At 51.6% G+C, this 16,849-nt stretch carries 16 protein-coding genes; 9 read left to right on the top strand and 7 right to left on the bottom strand.

Going from position 1 to position 16,849, the window contains the following annotated elements; translation table 11 throughout:
- Nucleotides 1–14 precede the first annotated feature (14 nt).
- The 7 genes from WCI03_05045 to WCI03_05075 all read right to left on the bottom strand — a co-directional run bounded on the left by WCI03_05045 (nt 15) and on the right by WCI03_05075 (nt 6,396).
- Nucleotides 15–1,193, bottom strand: a complete 1,179-nt coding sequence (locus tag WCI03_05045) for a glycosyltransferase family 4 protein (GenBank protein MEI8139218.1) — start codon at nt 1,191–1,193, stop codon at nt 15–17.
- Nucleotides 1,193–1,645 (bottom strand): hypothetical protein, encoded by a 453-nt coding sequence (locus WCI03_05050; GenBank protein MEI8139219.1) that lies wholly within the window; start codon nt 1,643–1,645, stop codon nt 1,193–1,195. Before WCI03_05050 ends, WCI03_05045 begins: the two co-directional genes overlap by 1 nt.
- Nucleotides 1,646–1,661: 16 nt before the next feature.
- Entirely contained in the window at nt 1,662–3,653 is a 1,992-nt protein-coding gene (locus tag WCI03_05055; GenBank protein ID MEI8139220.1) for a pyruvate carboxylase subunit B, read from the bottom strand.
- A gap of 17 nt (nt 3,654–3,670) precedes the next feature.
- Nucleotides 3,671–4,615 carry an acetyl-CoA carboxylase carboxyltransferase subunit alpha gene (locus tag WCI03_05060; protein ID MEI8139221.1) on the bottom strand — a complete coding sequence of 315 codons (945 nt, stop codon included), beginning with the start codon at nt 4,613–4,615 and terminating at the stop codon, nt 3,671–3,673.
- Nucleotides 4,616–4,669: 54 nt separating this feature from the next.
- Complete coding sequence (accD, locus tag WCI03_05065) at nt 4,670–5,512, bottom strand: acetyl-CoA carboxylase, carboxyltransferase subunit beta (GenBank protein ID MEI8139222.1); 843 nt, start codon at nt 5,510–5,512, stop codon at nt 4,670–4,672.
- A gap of 165 nt (nt 5,513–5,677) precedes the next feature.
- Complete coding sequence (locus WCI03_05070; protein MEI8139223.1) at nt 5,678–5,923, bottom strand: hypothetical protein; 246 nt, start codon at nt 5,921–5,923, stop codon at nt 5,678–5,680.
- A gap of 77 nt (nt 5,924–6,000) precedes the next feature.
- Nucleotides 6,001–6,396: a hypothetical protein gene (locus tag WCI03_05075; protein ID MEI8139224.1), complete on the bottom strand. Its 396-nt coding sequence runs from the start codon at nt 6,394–6,396 to the stop codon at nt 6,001–6,003.
- Nucleotides 6,397–6,583: 187 nt separating this feature from the next.
- Between WCI03_05075 and WCI03_05080 the strand changes: the two genes are divergently transcribed.
- The 9 genes from WCI03_05080 to pgm all read left to right on the top strand — a co-directional run bounded on the left by WCI03_05080 (nt 6,584) and on the right by pgm (nt 16,846).
- Complete coding sequence (locus WCI03_05080) at nt 6,584–7,462, top strand: aldose 1-epimerase family protein (protein MEI8139225.1); 879 nt, start codon at nt 6,584–6,586, stop codon at nt 7,460–7,462.
- A gap of 31 nt (nt 7,463–7,493) precedes the next feature.
- Nucleotides 7,494–8,624, top strand: coding sequence for an aminoglycoside phosphotransferase family protein (locus WCI03_05085; GenBank protein ID MEI8139226.1), 1,131 nt, complete (start codon nt 7,494–7,496; stop codon nt 8,622–8,624).
- Between the two features lie 13 nt (nt 8,625–8,637).
- Nucleotides 8,638–9,561 carry an SDR family oxidoreductase gene (locus WCI03_05090; protein MEI8139227.1) on the top strand — a complete coding sequence of 308 codons (924 nt, stop codon included), beginning with the start codon at nt 8,638–8,640 and terminating at the stop codon, nt 9,559–9,561.
- 51 nt (nt 9,562–9,612) lie between these two features.
- Nucleotides 9,613–10,896, top strand: a complete 1,284-nt coding sequence (locus WCI03_05095; GenBank protein MEI8139228.1) for a lactate racemase domain-containing protein — start codon at nt 9,613–9,615, stop codon at nt 10,894–10,896.
- 21 nt (nt 10,897–10,917) lie between these two features.
- Nucleotides 10,918–11,772: an SDR family oxidoreductase gene (locus WCI03_05100; protein MEI8139229.1), complete on the top strand. Its 855-nt coding sequence runs from the start codon at nt 10,918–10,920 to the stop codon at nt 11,770–11,772.
- A 23-nt stretch (nt 11,773–11,795) separates the two neighbouring features.
- Nucleotides 11,796–13,250 carry a decarboxylating NADP(+)-dependent phosphogluconate dehydrogenase gene (gnd, locus tag WCI03_05105; GenBank protein MEI8139230.1) on the top strand — a complete coding sequence of 485 codons (1,455 nt, stop codon included), beginning with the start codon at nt 11,796–11,798 and terminating at the stop codon, nt 13,248–13,250.
- 1 nt (nt 13,251) lies between these two features.
- On the top strand, nt 13,252–14,292 hold the full coding sequence (locus WCI03_05110; protein MEI8139231.1) for an ABC transporter permease subunit: 1,041 nt from the start codon (nt 13,252–13,254) through the stop codon (nt 14,290–14,292).
- 8 nt (nt 14,293–14,300) lie between these two features.
- On the top strand, nt 14,301–15,137 hold the full coding sequence (locus tag WCI03_05115) for a TatD family hydrolase (protein MEI8139232.1): 837 nt from the start codon (nt 14,301–14,303) through the stop codon (nt 15,135–15,137).
- 62 nt (nt 15,138–15,199) lie between these two features.
- Nucleotides 15,200–16,846, top strand: a complete 1,647-nt coding sequence (gene pgm, locus WCI03_05120) for a phosphoglucomutase (alpha-D-glucose-1,6-bisphosphate-dependent) (GenBank protein MEI8139233.1) — start codon at nt 15,200–15,202, stop codon at nt 16,844–16,846.
- Nucleotides 16,847–16,849: the final 3 nt, after the last annotated feature.

The following is a 16,849-nucleotide window of genomic DNA, read 5'->3' on the forward strand; positions in this document are numbered from 1 at the left end:
CTGCGGAGCTGGCCTCAGCGCAAGGCGGCAAGCAGTCTGCACTCCACAGAAGGCCAGGCATAAAAGTTCCGGACATACAGTTGGCCTGCTTTGCCCATGGCATCCCGTAGTGCAGGCTTGGCCAGGAACAGGGAGAGTGATTCCTCAAATTCCGGATAGTTTCGGAACCAGAAGCCTCCATTTGATTTCCGGCAATGATCCGGCATGACCTCCCCGGCTCCATGTACCAAAACAGGGGTACCCGCCAACCAGGATTCTAGAATTACGATGCTGAAACTCTCGTTAACTGAAGGGTGGCAAAAGGCTACGGCCCCCGCCATGGCATCATGTTTTTCCTGTTCTGAGACGAACCCGAGATCCAGAATATGTGGGACCAGTCTTGTCGGGGGATCGTAGGGGCCGCTGCCCGTCAGAACCAATTTCAGATCGATGCCGGTTCGCTCACGAAAAACATCCAGATAATCTAAAAGGATGGGCGTTCCCTTCATCAGTTCCCTGCGGCCAGAATAGATAATGTAAGGGGTATTTAGATGATGGCACTGGCGGAATGCAGCTGGGTTTGATTCAAAGACATCCAAGCCCATGCCGACTACGTGAGCCTTTGAAAGATCCAGACCATACAATCGCTGAGCCAGGTTCCGTTCGGGTTCGGCATTGAATATCCAGCCTTTGACGTTCAGGAACATTTCGCGGGTGGTTTTCAAATAGGCAAATGCCTCATCATGTAAGCAGGGAAGCAGCAGCGTTTTTTCTGGATGAATCTGGCTGGAAAAATAGACCAGTGCGAAAAGATAAGGCCCCATGACAATGCGGTCGTACTGGTGGCCTTCTGTTTGCAGGTAGTCGTAAAGCGCCTGGCTGTTAACATTGTTTCTCTGCCAGTTCAATTCCTCATCACGTGTCAATTCAGCGTGGCGGCTGATGCGATTCTGCAGCTTGATGAACGTATCCAGATCACGCCCGGAATCCACAGGGAAATAATGAACTGTGATGCCGGCAACTGAAATTCGTCCCGGGGGGATTTCGTTTTCCCAGGTAAAATGGTTGCGGGCGCAGGTGGTCAGATAATCCACTTGCCAGCCTTGTGCCACCAGTCGTTCAGCAAGTTTGCGGAGAAGCGTTTCGGCACCTCCGATAGTTGGTCCCTCGGAGAATCGGGGTGATACAAAGGCTATGCGGGGTGGGGTAGCCATCAACCGGTGGGGAGTTTAGACTCCAGTTTGAGAATGCGGTCTTCAAGAGCTTTAATCTTGTCGCGGTATTTTCGATCCACTTCCTCGGTGGCGGATAGCAAGAGCCCGTTAACCTGATTTTGCTGAGACCAAAGCCGATAGGTGTAGAACTTTAAAAGGTTCCAAATGGTTCTCTTGAGCTTGACCAGAAGAGGCGCCAAAATAGCCCGTCGTTCGCGGATTTCAAAGTCATTGATATCAATAAAAACGGCTTCGCGCAGGCTTTCCATGTAAAAATCGAAGAAGTTCTCATCCTTCTTCATATTCATCAGGTTGAACCGCTCTGCCCGGGCCAATTGGGCACCAGCATAAGCGCCGGACTGCATTTTGGCCGCAACGGTTTCGTGGATGTCAGCCATGATTTGCTGCACATCCACTCCCTCGGTGCCAATTTCAAACAGTCCGGTACTCATGGAGTTATGAGTGCAATTACAGCTTTTGAACGCTGATCATCGGCTCATCTTTTTTCACGGGTGTGCCATGTGTAACTAACATGGAGATGACCTTGCATTTATAGGGCGCCTTGATCGGGTTGAAGAGTTTCATGGCTTCGACGATACAAACGGTGGCACCCTCTTCGACCACGTCACCTTCTTGCGCAAATTCTGGTTTGCCGGGACCCGGTGAGCGATAAAACGTACCGTTCAGGGGCGCATTGATACTCGGACCTGCTGCAGGGGCGGGTTTGGCCGCAACTGGCGCAGGAGCCGTAGAGGTGGCGGGCGCGGTGCTCGCTGCCTTCGAGGCGGGAGCCGCGACGGGCGCGGCCGAAGTCGTCGTCGCGGGAGCGATCAGAGCCCCTGATGTAACCCCTGCGGCATTGATACTGATGACACTGCCACCATGTTGGATCGTGATCTGCGAGAAGTTAAGTGCGCCGACTTTGTCGACTAACAGATTAATCTGCTCGTAGTCCGACGTAGCCAGGAATGGTATTGCCGCGGCCGCAACTGGAGCCGGGGCGGGTTTTTCCGCAGCCACCTGCTTGGCTAGCTCAACGTCGGCCGGTATGGCCGGACGCTGTTCAGGCGGTAGGGCGCGCCATTTGAAATAATCGAGTGCTACTTCAGGGAAGAGGCAATATGAAATAATGTCCTCTTCCTTTTTGATCAACTTGGGATCAACGCCTTCGGTGGCATCGGGAAGCATAGGCTTCAGTAGATCTGCCGGGCGCACCGTGATGGGCTTTTCATTACCCAGGATTTTTTTCATCACCGCTTTATCCATGGGAGCGGGGGACCGGCCATAGAGGCCCAGTGCGTAATCCTTCACTTCTTGCGCCACAAGCGAATAGCGTTCGCCTGACAGAATGTTCATGACAGCCTGAATACCGATAATCTGGCTTGTCGGGGTGACGAGCGGCGGATAACCGAGGTCGGCCCGGACACGTGGAAGCTCTTCAAACACTTGATCCAGTTTATCCAGAGCACCTTGCTGAGCCAACTGACCACGTAGGTTTGAAATCATTCCCCCGGGAATGTGATGCAAAAGCACCTCTGGATCAATGATGTTGTCCGATTCATGTGCCTTGAGTTGGCGCAATGGTGCGAGTTCAACAAAGAATTTGCAGACTTGCCGCAACGCGTCCTGATCAAGGTTAGCGTGGTAATGTGTTTCGGAGAAAATGGCCAGCATCGTCTCAACTGGGGGCTGGGACGAAAATCCCGCCATCGGCGAAATTGCACAGTCGATGGCACCCGCACCAGCTCGAACCGCTTCGACATAGGTGGAAGAAGCCATTCCGCTGGTCGCATGGGAATGAACCTGGATGGGGATCTTGGTCTCGCGAACCAAGGCTGATACCAGACGTTCTGCGGCCAGGGGTGTTAAGATGCCCGCCATATCCTTGATGCAAAGTGAATCAATTCCCATCGCAATTTGCTCTTTTGCCGCCTGGACATAAAGGTCGACGGTATGGACAGGGCTCACGGTGTAGCTGATGGTGCCTTGGGCATGGCCACCATATTTTTTGACGCATTTGATGGCTTGTTCCAAGTTACGCGAATCATTCAGGGCATCGAAAATACGGAAAATATCCACCCCGTTAGCGACTGCTAATGCCACAAAGCGATCGACGACGTCGTCGGCATAGTTTTTGTACCCTAAAATGTTCTGGCCACGCAGAAGCATTTGGAGCGGTGTTTTCTTTGCGTGTGCCTTGATCTGGCGTAGGCGCTCCCAAGGATCTTCCCGAAGGAACCTCAAACAAACATCAAATGTGGCGCCCCCCCAAACTTCAAGTGAGTAGTAGCCGACATTATCGACGACATCAATAATCTTCATGATGTCGCTAGTACGCATCCGGGTGGCCCAGAGTGATTGGTGGGCATCACGGAGCGTAGTGTCTGTAATACGCAGGGGAATATGATTTGCGCTGTCGCGAACGATGTCCTGAGCTGTAAGCGTTTTTTTCTTAGCCATAATCTATCCTTTCTAAATTATTTAAAGCGGCCCATGGCGGCGAATTTTTCAAATCGACGTATGGTCAGTTTTTTTGGAGCTATCTTTTCGAGACTGTTTAAATGCTTAATGAGTGTTTTTCGTGTGGCTTTCATCGTTCCTTCATAGTTACGATGAGCGCCGCCAACGGGTTCAGGGATGATTTCGTCAATGATCTTCAGTTGAAGCAATGACTTTGCGGTAATTTTGAGCGCATTTGCCGCTTCGTTTGCCTTGGAACCATCACGCCAGAGAATGGAGGCACAGCCTTCTGGTGAAATGACCGAGTATACGGCGTTGGAAAGCATGAGTACAACATCGCCCACTCCAATACCTATAGCTCCTCCGCTACCCCCTTCTCCGGTCACCAAAGCGATTACAGGCGTTTTCAGAGCTGACATCTCAAGCAGATTACGGGCGATGGCCTCCGCTTGACCGCGCTCTTCGGCGTCGCGGCCGGGAAAAGCTCCCGGCGTATCAATAAACGTAACTACCGGGATGTGGAACTTCTCCGCCAACTTCATCAACCGAAGGGCTTTGCGATAACCTTCTGGACAAGCCTGACCGAAGTTACACTTGATTTTTTCGTCGAGGTCGCGCCCTTTTTGATGACCAATCACCATGACGCGATGGTTCTCAATCATTGCAAAACCGCCAATCATCCCGTGGTCATCACCAAAGAGTCGATCACCGTGAAGTTCAATAAATTCTGAGCAAAGTCCTGCGATAAAATCGCGGATCAGGGGGCGATCAGGATGCCGCGCGACCTGCACGGTTTGCCAAGGTGTAAGATTGGCATAGGTTTCCTTCAGTTTTTCCGACCGCTCAAGTTCCAGTCGGTTGAGATCCTTGACAAGTGAACCTGTAGGTTCAGGGTTTTTGGCCTTAAATTCTTCAATTTTAGCCTCGATATCAGCGACGTCTTTTTCAAAATCCAGACTCATCGTTACTCCGTTTGTTAGGGGTTTCGAATTTACGTTCGATCTGCATGGCATTGCTCAGCGGCAGCCGGCGTATTTCAGAATCTTGTAGAGCATCTCTTTCATATCCTTGCGATGCACAATCATGTCCACGAAGCCGTGCTCTACGAGGTATTCTGCGGTTTGGAAGTCATCTGGAAGCTTCTGCTTGATCGTTTCCTCAATCACGCGACGTCCCGCAAATCCGATGAGGGCGCGAGGTTCAGCAATATGAATATCGCCAACCATTGCGTAACTTGCTGATACACCGCCTGTTGTGGGGTCAGTCATGATGGAGATATAAGGGAGATTGGCATCCCGAAGCTGTGCCAGTGCGGCACAGGTTTTGGGCATCTGCATCAAGGATACAATCCCTTCGTGCATACGTGCGCCACCGGAAGCTGACACAATAATATATGGAAGCTTATGCTTCACGGCATACATAGCAGCCAGAAGGATCTTTTCACCCGTCCCGCTGGCTAAACTTCCGCCCATGAAGCGAAAATCCATGATGGCCAAGGAGACCTTGACACCTTTGATCTTACCCGCACCGGTGACAACGGACTCTTTCATTCCCGTTTTTTCGCAATTCTCAGCCGCTTTTTCAGCGTATGGCCCCTTCGAGTCAGAGAACTTCAGGGGATCATTCCAACTGATTTTTTCGTTTGATTCGGTAAATGAGCCCTCATCTAACAGCAAATTCACACGTTCCTGCCAGGTCAAGCGTTCATGAAAATGGCAACGGTCACAAACTTTAAGATTTCTTTCCCACTCTTCCTTATAAATGTGGGCTTTACAAGATGGACATTGAATCCAGATTTCCTCTTTTGTGGGGGAATCCGGTTTGGCGGCTGTCTTTTTCGTTTTGGTAAACCAACCCATAGGCCGTCAAGCCTCCTTTTAAGGTGTTTCAGTTCTTTGTAACGGGGTAAACAGATACCATGATAGGGATCACGTTTCAAGGAAAAAGGAGCCCTCGCCAGATATGATTCCAGGGTCTATCCATATGAAGTTAAAATAAAAGACCTTGATGGAGTGTATGGAGTGTCACTTCAGGACGGCATGAAAATCGGACATCCACACCGGAGCAACCGATGCCTGCTGAAGTGTAGCCCTGCATTCCTCGATAATGCCATGGTCCCCGCACAAACCGCAGCGGGACTCGGGCGTTGATAATCCCATCACTTGGGCCACCCAGTGGGACTGCATGTGGAGACGATGTGCAAGGTGCGCGCGACCTACGCGCTGCTCCATGATCCTGTTTCGGGATTCAGTATCCTTATCTGCATCCATTTCCTGCCAGCGTTAACATGCCTCAGAAGAGTCTACAAGATGAAAAGATCGTCCTGCGGTGTGGCGATGATGAAAGCCTAGCCAGCGTGACAGAGCGGTGTGCCTTCCCTGCAAAAAGCCTCGGCGGCATTCAGGTCTACAAATACCCGGATTTTGGCATGAGCCACATCCCTGACATGCCGGGCAAGGAGTTCGGCTGAGAAAAGCGTACCTCGACTGGCGACAATGGCGATGTTGTTTTTGAGAAATGCGACACAAGCCTCCAAAGTGTGCGCGATTTGCATTACTTCTGAGCGATCCTTTGTCAGATAGACTGCATTTCTTAAATCAATAATTGCGGTTGAGTCGGAGCGACAACAGGGATCTGTAATGACGCGAGTAATAATATCAATACAATCAGCAGTATCGACCTCACCGCTACCTACAATCTGTATGTGTTCACCCGCCCGTGATATTTTATAAGTGTAAGCCATAATCTTTTTTTGTTTAAGTTCTTAATTCTTACACTATAAATCTTTTGTATAGTCTTTACTATCGGGGTTACCCTGAAAGTTGAATCAGGGATTTCCTTAGATTACCATGTATTAATCAACCGCTTGCGGAATCGGTCTTGGATCGGTAAGGTGCGTTTTGTATTACATCTTGGAATTGAGGAATATAATGCAGAATACGATCGTAAATTCATTATTATCCGTGACGGTTAAGCGGCATGGTGCTGAGTTGAGCGGATTAAAGGCGGCGGATGGCACAGAATATTTATGGCAGGCGGATCCTGCCGTCTGGGGGCGCCATGCTCCGCTCCTATTTCCGATTGTGGGAAAGCTTGTCCATGGCCGGTATCTTTATGAGGGTAAGCACTATGAGATGAATTCGCATGGGTTCGCCCGGGATATGGAATTCGAGTTGCTGCAGGCCACTGAAAATACCCTGACGTATCGGCTTCAGGCCACTCCTGCGACCCGGAAGCAATATCCCTTTGAGTTTGACCTGATCCGTCATTATCGCCTCGCCGGTGGCGTTTTGGAGGTGACTACCGAGGTGGCTAACAAGGGGGCCACTGTCATGCCGTTTTCGATTGGTGAACATCCTGGATTCGGGCTGAATTGGGGGGCGGGCGATCGCGTGGAGGACTACGCATTACAGTTTGAAAAGTCGGAACGGTTGGACGCCCATCTCCTGGACGCGAATGGTTTGCTGTCTGCTCAGACCGAACGGATTCTGTCCAATAAGACGGTGCTGCCTTTACAGCGCGACCTGTTTGATCGGGATGCACTGATTTTCCTGAAAATCAAATCCCGAAAGATCAGTCTGTGTTCACGCCGGCATGCGCGCCGGGTGACGGTTGAATTTCCCGGTTATCCTTATCTGGGCATCTGGGCCAAGCCTGGTGCACCGTTTGTGTGCATTGAACCGTGGTATGGCCATGCCGATCCTGCCGGACATGATGGCGAAATGATGAATAAACCCGGGATTATCAAGGTGGATCCCTCGGCCTCTTTCTCCTGTACCTGGCGGGTAGGGGTAATGCCTAAAGACTGATACTTGAAAGGATGCGAAGGGAATTTTAATTATGGAAAATCACAATACCACTCAGATCGACTTTAAATCTATTGTGTCTCACTTCCGGGCGTGGGGGGATATGGTTGAGGTGCTACCCCATGGGAATGGCCACATCAATGATACGTTTAAAGTCACCTTCAGCATGGCGGGTGCCTCCGTGCATTATCTGCTGCAACGGATCAATCATATGATTTTTAAGGATCCTCCTGCGTTGATGGATAATATTCTCCGGGTGACGAATCATCTGCGCATGAAGCTGACTCAGAGCGGGTGCCCTGATGTGACGCGTCATTCTCTCTGTGTTGTCATTACCCGCGATGGCAAAACCTGTTTCCGTGATTCCGAAGGGAACTGGTGGCGGATGTATTTGTTCGTTGAGGGGGCGCTTACCTATGACAAGGTGGAGAGTGTCCATCAGGCCTATGAAGCGGCTCGTGCCTACGCACGGTTTCAACTCTATCTGGCCGATCTACCTACTCCCCGGTTGCATGAAACGATACCTGATTTTCATAATACCCCCTCGCGACTCAACGCCCTTCAGGACGTTATTCAGCGCGATCCCTGCAATCGAGCGGTGGAAGTGAAGGAGCAGATCACGTTCGTGGAAAACCGGGCGGCAAGTTGCGGGCGCTTATTGGAACGGTTTGCGAGAGGTGAAATTCCCGAGCGAATAACTCATAATGACACCAAATTTAATAATGTCATGCTGGACGAAAAGACCTGGGAAGGAATTTGTGTGGTGGATCTGGATACGGTGATGCCGGGGCTTGCGTTGTACGATTTCGGTGATATGGTGCGGAGCGCGACAGCATCTGCAGCCGAGGATGAGAGGGATGTGAAGAAAATCTGGATGCGCATGGAAATTTTCGAGGCGTTGGCTAACGGCTATTTATCGGAGGCTTCTGCCTTTTTGAATCCTGCCGAGCGTGAGGAATTGGTGTTCTCTGCACGGTTGATCACGATGGAGATTGGCATGCGGTTCCTTACGGATTATTTGCAGGGCGATACCTATTTCAAGATCAAACGCCCCAGCCACAATATTGACAGGTGTCGGGGGCAGTTCAAAATGGTGGAGAGTATGGAGTCTCAGGCAGAAGCAATGGAACGTATTGTGCAGATTTCATTAAATGGAAAATTGTAAGGATCATCATTTTATGGGTATGACATTAATTACAGGGGGCTGCGGGTTCATTGGTTCGCATATTGCTGAAGCGTTGGTTGCGGATGGGGTGAAGATTCGGGTTTTTGATAATTTTTCCAGTGGGAAGCTTGAAAACCTCAAAGGTTTTGGAAGTGAGATTGAGGTCATCCGGGGTGATGTCTGCGATCCGGCAGAACTGAGTGCCGCGATGAAGGGCGTTTCGTACGTGTTTCATGAGGCGGCCCTGGTGTCGGTGGCCGTTTCCGTGGAACAGCCCATCGATAATGATTCTATTAATATTCGTGGCACCCTGAACGTGTTGCAGGCCGCCCGTGCAGCAGGGGTAAAACGTGTAGTATTTGCCACTTCGGCGGCCGTCTATGGCAATAATCCCGTTCTGCCCAAGCGCGAGGATATGCTGCCGGAGCCAGAATCTCCTTATGCTTTGGGCAAACTGACGGGTGAGTATTATCTGAAACTATTTAGCAGCCTTTATGGAGTGGAAACGGTTGCCCTGCGATATTTCAACGTTTTCGGGCCCCGGCAGGATGGTAAATCCATGTATTCAGGGGTGATCTCGCGTTTCACGGATGACCTCCGGGCTGGACGAACGCCCACTATTTTCGGGGATGGCGAGCAGACCCGTGACTTTGTGTATGTGAAGGATGTCGTTCAGGCGAATCTTCTGGCCATGCGCTCCAAGAATGTTGGACGGGGCGAGGTTTTCAATGTGGCAACCGGAAAAACGGTTTCATTGCTTCAGTTGCTGGATACCCTTAAAAAAATCAGTGGTTCGCAGGTGGTCCCCCAATTCATGGATGCACGCCCCGGTGATATCAAACACTCTTTGGCCGATATTTCCAAGATACGTGCCACTCTGGGGTATGCGCCCAAGTTTGGTTTGGAAGAGGGTCTGAGGGCTACCTCAAACGTATGAGGTGTTGATATAACTTGCGTGACTTGCGTCTGAATATATAGGATTTTGCGCATGAAAACCTTGGGTTTGGGCTTTTTAGATCGAGAAGTAATGGAAGATGACGTCCGGCGAATTTGTCAGGAGGCCCTTGCATCTTGGAAAGTTCGCGGACGTAAAGTCTTGGTCGTCATCCCTGATGCTACGCGCTCCTGCCCGCTGGGAATGATGTTCCGGCTGGTTCAGGAAGCGGCCTCGGATGCGGCACAAGTGGACTTCATGGTGGCTCTGGGTACGCATCCCGCCATGACGATGGACCAGATTTATGCCCGCGTTGAGATTACAGCCGAAGATCACCGCTTGAAATATGCCCGCACGCGTTTTTTTAATCATGAGTGGAACAATCCCGATGCGTTGTTTGAAGTGGGGCGCCTTTCCCGTGCCGAAGTGCGTGAATTAACGGGGGGGCTTTTTGAGATGGACGTGGGTGTGTCCGTCAACCGAATGGTTCAGAGTTATGATCTGCTAGTTATTTTGGGGCCTGTTTTTCCCCATGAAGTCGTCGGCTTCTCAGGTGGGAATAAATATTTATTTCCCGGCATCGCTGGCGAAGAAATCCTGAACTTCTTCCACTGGCTCGGAGCGGTGATCACTAATCCGATGATCATCGGGAGCAAATGGACGCCAGTGCGCAAAGTGGTGGATCGCGCGGCATCCCTGCTTAAGGTTGAGCGCAAGGCGTTATGCATGGTCGTAAAGGGTCGCGCCCTGGCGGGTCTTTATGCCGGCACGCCTGAAGGCGCCTGGGAAAAAGCCGCTGATCTTTCTCGGCAGATTCATATTGAGTTCAAGGAGAAACCTTTTCATACGGTGCTTTCTTGCGCTCCCAGGATGTATGACGATCTGTGGGTGGGGGCAAAATGCATGTATAAGCTTGAGCCCGTTGTGGCGGATGGCGGTACGTTGATTATTTATGCCCCGCATATCACTGAGATTTCTGTCTCTCACGGAAAGTTGATCGAAGAGTTGGGCTATCATACCCGTGATTATTTTCTGAAGCAGTGGGATCGGTTTAAATCCTACCCTTGGGGCGTTCTGGCGCATTCAACCCATGTCAGGGGTATCGGGTCTTATGAGAATGGCGTCGAGAAGGGGCGCGTCAATGTGGTGCTGGCCACAGGAATACCGGAAGCGATTTGCCGGAAAATCAATATGGGATGGATGGATTATCGAAAAATCAATCCGGCTGAGTACGCGGGTCGTGAGGAGGAAGGGATCCTGTATGTGCCCAAGGCTGGCGAAGTTTTGTATCGACTGAAAAATGCCCCCAGGGAATTGGGTGGGGCGGTTAATAGTTAAAGTTAACAAGGAGACAATTCGATGGTTCCGTTTAAGGTTGATCTGAGTAAAGAGGTGGTGGTGGTGACGGGGGGCAGCGGCATTCTCTGTAGCTGCATGGCTAAGGCTTTGGCCGAATGCGGAGCCAAGGTGGTGGTGGCGAGTCGGCGTCAGGAGGCGGTTGACAAAGTCGCTTTTGAGATTCGCGCTACTGGCGGAATCGCCATGGGTATTGCTCTGGATGTCCTGGACAAGGCCAGTGTTGAGCGTGCCAATATCCTGGTTGAAAAAGAATTCGGGGTCGTTACGCTTTTGATTAACGGGGCAGGTGGAAATAATCCCAAAGGCAATACCAGTCGGGAATACCTGCTGCCCGAGGATCTCAAGGGCGAGACCATCGGCGTCACGACATTTTTTGACCTTGATCCCAAGGGCATTGAGTTGGTTTTTAATCTGAATTTTCAAGGAACCTTGATTCCCACGCAGGTTTTTACCCGCGGTATGGCTAAGGCTGGACGCGGCACGGTGATTAATATCACCTCCATGAGCGCCATGTTGCCCCTGACGAAGGTCATGGCCTATGGGGGTGCTAAAGCGGCGGTGAGTAATTTTACCCAGTGGTTGGCGGTTCACATGTCCAAGGTGGGCATTCGGGTGAACGCCATTGCGCCCGGCTTTTTCCTGACGGAGCAAAACCGTACGCTGCTTACGCAGCCGGATGGGTCGCTGACGGCGCGGGGCAACACGATCGTGGCCCATACGCCCATGAGTAAATTCGGGCGACCCGAAGACCTTACCGGGGTTCTGTTGTGGTTGGCCAGCCAGGAGGCGTCGGGTTTTGTGACGGGAATCGTGATTCCTGTGGATGGGGGTTTCAGTGCTTTCAGTGGTGTTTAAGGAATTGAATTAAGGAGAAATTTATGACGCAAAAAGCGGACATCGGATTGATCGGTTTGGCGGTAATGGGCGAAAATCTTGTGCTCAACATGGAGAGCAAGGGTTTCACAGTGGCGTGTTATAACCGGACCACCAGCAAGGTGGATGAATTCCTCGCGGGTCGCGGAAAAGGAAAGAATCTTCTGGGCGCCCACAGTATTCAGGAGTTGGTTGGCCAACTTAAGGCCCCCCGGAAAGTCATGTTGATGGTCAAGGCCGGTAAACCGGTGGATGATTTCATCGAACAGTTGATTCCTCATTTGCAGGCGGGCGATATCATTATTGATGGTGGGAACAGTCATTTCCCGGACACGACGCGCCGCACTAAATATGTCGAAAGCAAGGGATTGCTCTATATCGGAACCGGAGTGAGCGGCGGCGAAGAAGGAGCCTTGCTTGGCCCGTCGATAATGCCCGGTGGTTCCCCTGCGGCCTGGCCCCATGTGAAACCCATTTTTCAGAAGATCTGTGCCATGACGGACAAGGGCGAGCCCTGTTGCGACTGGGTAGGGCAGGATGGTGCCGGCCATTTTGTGAAGATGGTTCACAATGGTATTGAGTACGGTGACATGCAGATGATTTGTGAGACGTACCACATGATGAAGGACGGGTTGGGAATGACCAATGCCGAAATGCATCAGGTATTTGCCGAATGGAATCAGGGCGAGTTGGATAGCTATCTGATCGAGATCACTCGGGACATCCTGGGCTTCAAGAACGAACAGGGGCAGGAAGTGGTGGATCTGATTCTTGATGCCGCAGGCCAGAAGGGAACGGGCAAGTGGACCGTTATTGCCGCTCTGGACACCGGGATGCCGTTGACCTTGATTTCAGAGGCCGTCTTTGCCCGCTGCATTTCAGCCATTAAGTCGGAGCGTGTGGCGGCCTCCAAGGTGTTGGTAGGTTCCACGGCGAAGTTTAAGGGGAACCGGCAGTCCATGATCAGGGACCTCCGTAAAGCACTTTATGCCTCGAAGATTGTCTCCTATGCACAAGGGTATCAATTGATGCGTGCGACGGCGAAAGAGTTCGGGTGGGACTTGAATTACGGTGGCATCGCCCTGATGTGGCGTGGGGGCTGTATTATCCGGTCTGCTTTCCTGGGCAAGATCAAGCAGGCATTCACCAGGAACCCGGGGCTTGATAATCTTATGATGGATTCGTTCTTCCAGAAGGCGACAGCGCGGGCCCAGACCTCATGGCGGAAAGTGCTTTCCATGGCGATCAAGCTTGGCATTCCAATGCCGTCGATGAGTGCGTCCTTGAATTATTATGACGGCTACCGCTGCGAGCGTTTGCCAGCAAACCTGTTGCAGGCTCAACGCGATTACTTTGGCGCGCATACCTATGAACGCGTGGATAAGCCGCGTGGTGAAGCCTTCCATACGAATTGGACGGGATCCGGCGGTTCGACCGTGTCTTCGACCTACGTGGTTTAACTTGGAACGGACTACTTACTTTATCAGGCGTTTGTTGCTGGTGATCCCCACGTTTTTGGGGATCACCCTCATGTGTTATGGGCTCGTTCAACTGGTGCCCGGTGGACCGGTGGAACAGATCATCATGCAGATGAAAGGCATCAACGCCGGTGAAGGAAAGATGTCGGCCGGGGCCTCGGGCACGATCACCATGGAACAGCGCAAGGCGCTGGAGAAGCACTTTGGTTTTGATAAGCCATTTCTGACCCAATATTGGAAGTGGCTTGTTCACGATCGCCTGGGGATGCGGCAGGACTCCTTCAAGTATCCCAATAAGACCGCCTGGCAACTGATCCGGGAACGGGTTCCTGTGTCACTTGTCTTTGGTCTGACGGGTGTGGTTTTGAGCTATCTGATCTGTATTCCCTTAGGGATTACCAAGGCGCTTAAGAATGGGAGCCCCTTCGATATGGCATCCAGTGTGATTGTGCTGACGGGATATGCGATTCCCACGGTGGCGTTTGGAATGGTGCTAAAGATGCTGTTGTGTGGAACCGCTGATAATCTCTGGGATCTATTCCCACTGTCAGGCGTCCATTCCGAATCATATGAATCACTCTCCTGGCTGGGGCAGGTGTGGGATGCCCTCTGGCACATGGTTTTGCCTGTCTTATGCTATGTCATAGGAGGCTTTGCGGTTCTGACCTTGCTGATGAAAAATTCGCTATTGGATCAGATCGGTAAGGACTATCTGCGAACGGTACTGGCGAAGGGCGGCTCTGCCCGGCGGGCGGTATGGGGTCATGCCTTACGTAACGCCTTGATCCCGATTGCAACGGGGATTGGAGGGATCCTTGGAGTCATGTTTGCCGGCTCTGTCATTATTGAACAGATTTTCGAGATTCCCGGGATGGGGCGACTCAGTTTGGAGGCGATCGTGGGGCGTGATTACCCCGTGTTCATGGGGATTCTTGCCCTGACCTCCATTTTAGGACTTCTTGGTAACATTATTTCTGATTTTTGTTATACTTTAATTGATCCACGGATTAATTTTTCAAAATAGGTGATGCGATGACCATTATTGAGCCGCATATTCATATGTATTCAAGGACGACAGATGACTATGTCGCTATGTTTCGTGCTGGCATCAGAGCCTGTGTAGAGCCCTCGTTCTGGATGGGGCGCAATCGCCGATACGCGGGGACGTTCTTCGATTACTTTGACCTGATACTTGAGTTTGAAACGATTCGAGCCCGACGTTTCGGTATCGATCATTACGCCGCCATCTCACTCAACCCCAAGGAGGCGGAGGATAGCGTTTTGGCCAAGGAGGTCATTGACGGCATGATCCCGTATCTCAAACATCCCCGCTGTGTGGCCTTGGGGGAAATCGGCTTCAATGCCATTACGCCAAATGAGGAAATTGCTTTCGTTCGGCAGCTCCATATTGCGAATGAACATAAAATGCCCGTCATTGTCCATTTGCCGCATCTGGATAAACTGCGGGGAACCACTCGGACGATTGAAATCATCAAGGCAGAAGGGATAAATCCCGACTGGGTGGTGATTGATCACAACACCGAAGACACCATCCGGTTGTCGCGTGACAGCGGATGTTATTGCGGGATGACGGTCTATCCCATCTCCAAACTCAACCCCGAACGGGTGTCGGCCATCATACGTGAGTATGGTAGCGAGCGGATGATTGTGAACGGCTCAGCCGATTGGGGCGTGTCTGATCCCTTGAGTCTGGTCAAGGTTGTGGAACGACTCGGGTCGGACGGATTCCCGGAATCGGACGTGCGACGTCTGACCTGTGACAATGCGATGGCCTTTTACAGCCAATCCCCGAACTGGCGGCCAGATTTTGCGATTCAACCGCTAGATCCTCGTGAGTTTCAGAGGTAAGAAAAAGCTGATGGGTAGGTGATGTTAGCGTCAGAAACATAAAATATCAGGAGGTAAATAACATGAGCAATCTTCATCCTCTCGCCGGGAAACCGGCACCTCGCAACATACTTACCAATATTCCGCGGTTGGTTTCCGCGTATTACACAACTCGGCCGGATGCCCGTACTCCCGGGCAGGAGGTCAGTTTTGGAACGTCCGGGCACCGCGGCAATTCGCTTAAGGCGAGTTTTAACGAAGATCATATTCTGGCCATTGTTCAAGCTGTCTGTGATTACCGTAAGGCGAATGGTATTACCGGTCCGTTGTTCCTCGGAATGGATACGCATGCCCTCTCTGAGCCCGCCCATATCACCGCTATTGAAGTCCTGGCGGCAAATGGAGTCACCACCAAGATCCAGCAGGGGTTGAAATACACGCCTACGCCAGTCATCTCCCATGCCATTCTCATGCATAATCGTGCCGGAATTGGCGGTTTGGCTGATGGCTTGGTCATTACCCCTTCACACAATCCGCCTGACAATGGCGGTATCAAGTACAATCCGCCTGACGGCGGTCCTGCGGATACCTCCATTACTGGTGTGATTGCCAGGAGTGCCAATGTCTATCTGAATAGCGAGTTAACCGGGGTGAAGAGGATGCCCTATGAGAACGCACTGAAAGCGTCAACTACGATCATGCACGATTATGTGATGCCATACGTGCGTGATCTGGCAAATGTGGTTAACTTGGAAGCGATTGCAGGAGCAAAACTCAAGCTTGGCGCCGACGGCCTTGGCGGTTCAGGGGCAGCTTATTGGAGAGTTATTGCCGATACGTATAAATTGAACATTGAGACCTTCAATACTATTCCCGATTTCACCTTCGGTTTTATGTCTGTGGACTGGGATGGGAAAATCCGGATGGATTGCTCATCGCCCTATGCCATGGCCGGACTGATTGCCATGAAAGACCGCTTCGATATTGCGTTTGCCAATGATCCTGATTTTGATCGGCATGGTATCGTCACGCCCTCTGCGGGCTTGCTGAATCCCAATCACTATCTGGCGGTCGCCATTGATTACCTCTATCGGAATCGTCCGGGTTGGAGAACTGATGCCGTTGTGGGAAAGACCCTGGTGAGCAGTTCGATGATTGACCGTGTTGCCGCAGGGTTGGGGCGAAAGCTTTGCGAGGTGCCGGTCGGGTTCAAGTGGTTTGTGAAGGGCCTGGTAGACGGATCATTCGGGTTCGGTGGCGAAGAAAGCGCCGGTGCATCATTCCTCCGCCGTGACGGCTCGGTCTGGACCACTGACAAGGATGGAATCATTCTCGCGTTGCTGGCGGCCGAAATTACAGCGGTCACTGGCCGTGATCCCGGGCTCCATTATGTGGATTTGACAAAGAAATATGGTGCCCCAGCCTATGAACGTATTGATGCCCCGGCCAATGCAACCGAGAAGGCGGCCTTGCTGAATCTCACGCCAGCGGCGGTCAAGGTAAAGACGCTTGCGGGTGAACCGATCAACGGTATCTTTACCACCGCACCCGGCAATGGGGCACCCATTGGAGGGCTCAAAGTCACCACGGCGAGCGGTTGGTTTGCCTCCCGCCCGTCGGGAACCGAAGATGTGTGCAAGCTCTATGCTGAAAGCTTCAAGGGCGTTGATCATCTCCATCAGATCCAGCAGGAAGCCCGTAAGATCTGCCAGGATTCATGCCAGGTATGACTT

It is taken from the genome of bacterium, assembly GCA_037143175.1.
Classification (GTDB): domain Bacteria; phylum Verrucomicrobiota; class Kiritimatiellia; order CAIKKV01; family CAITUY01; genus JAABPW01.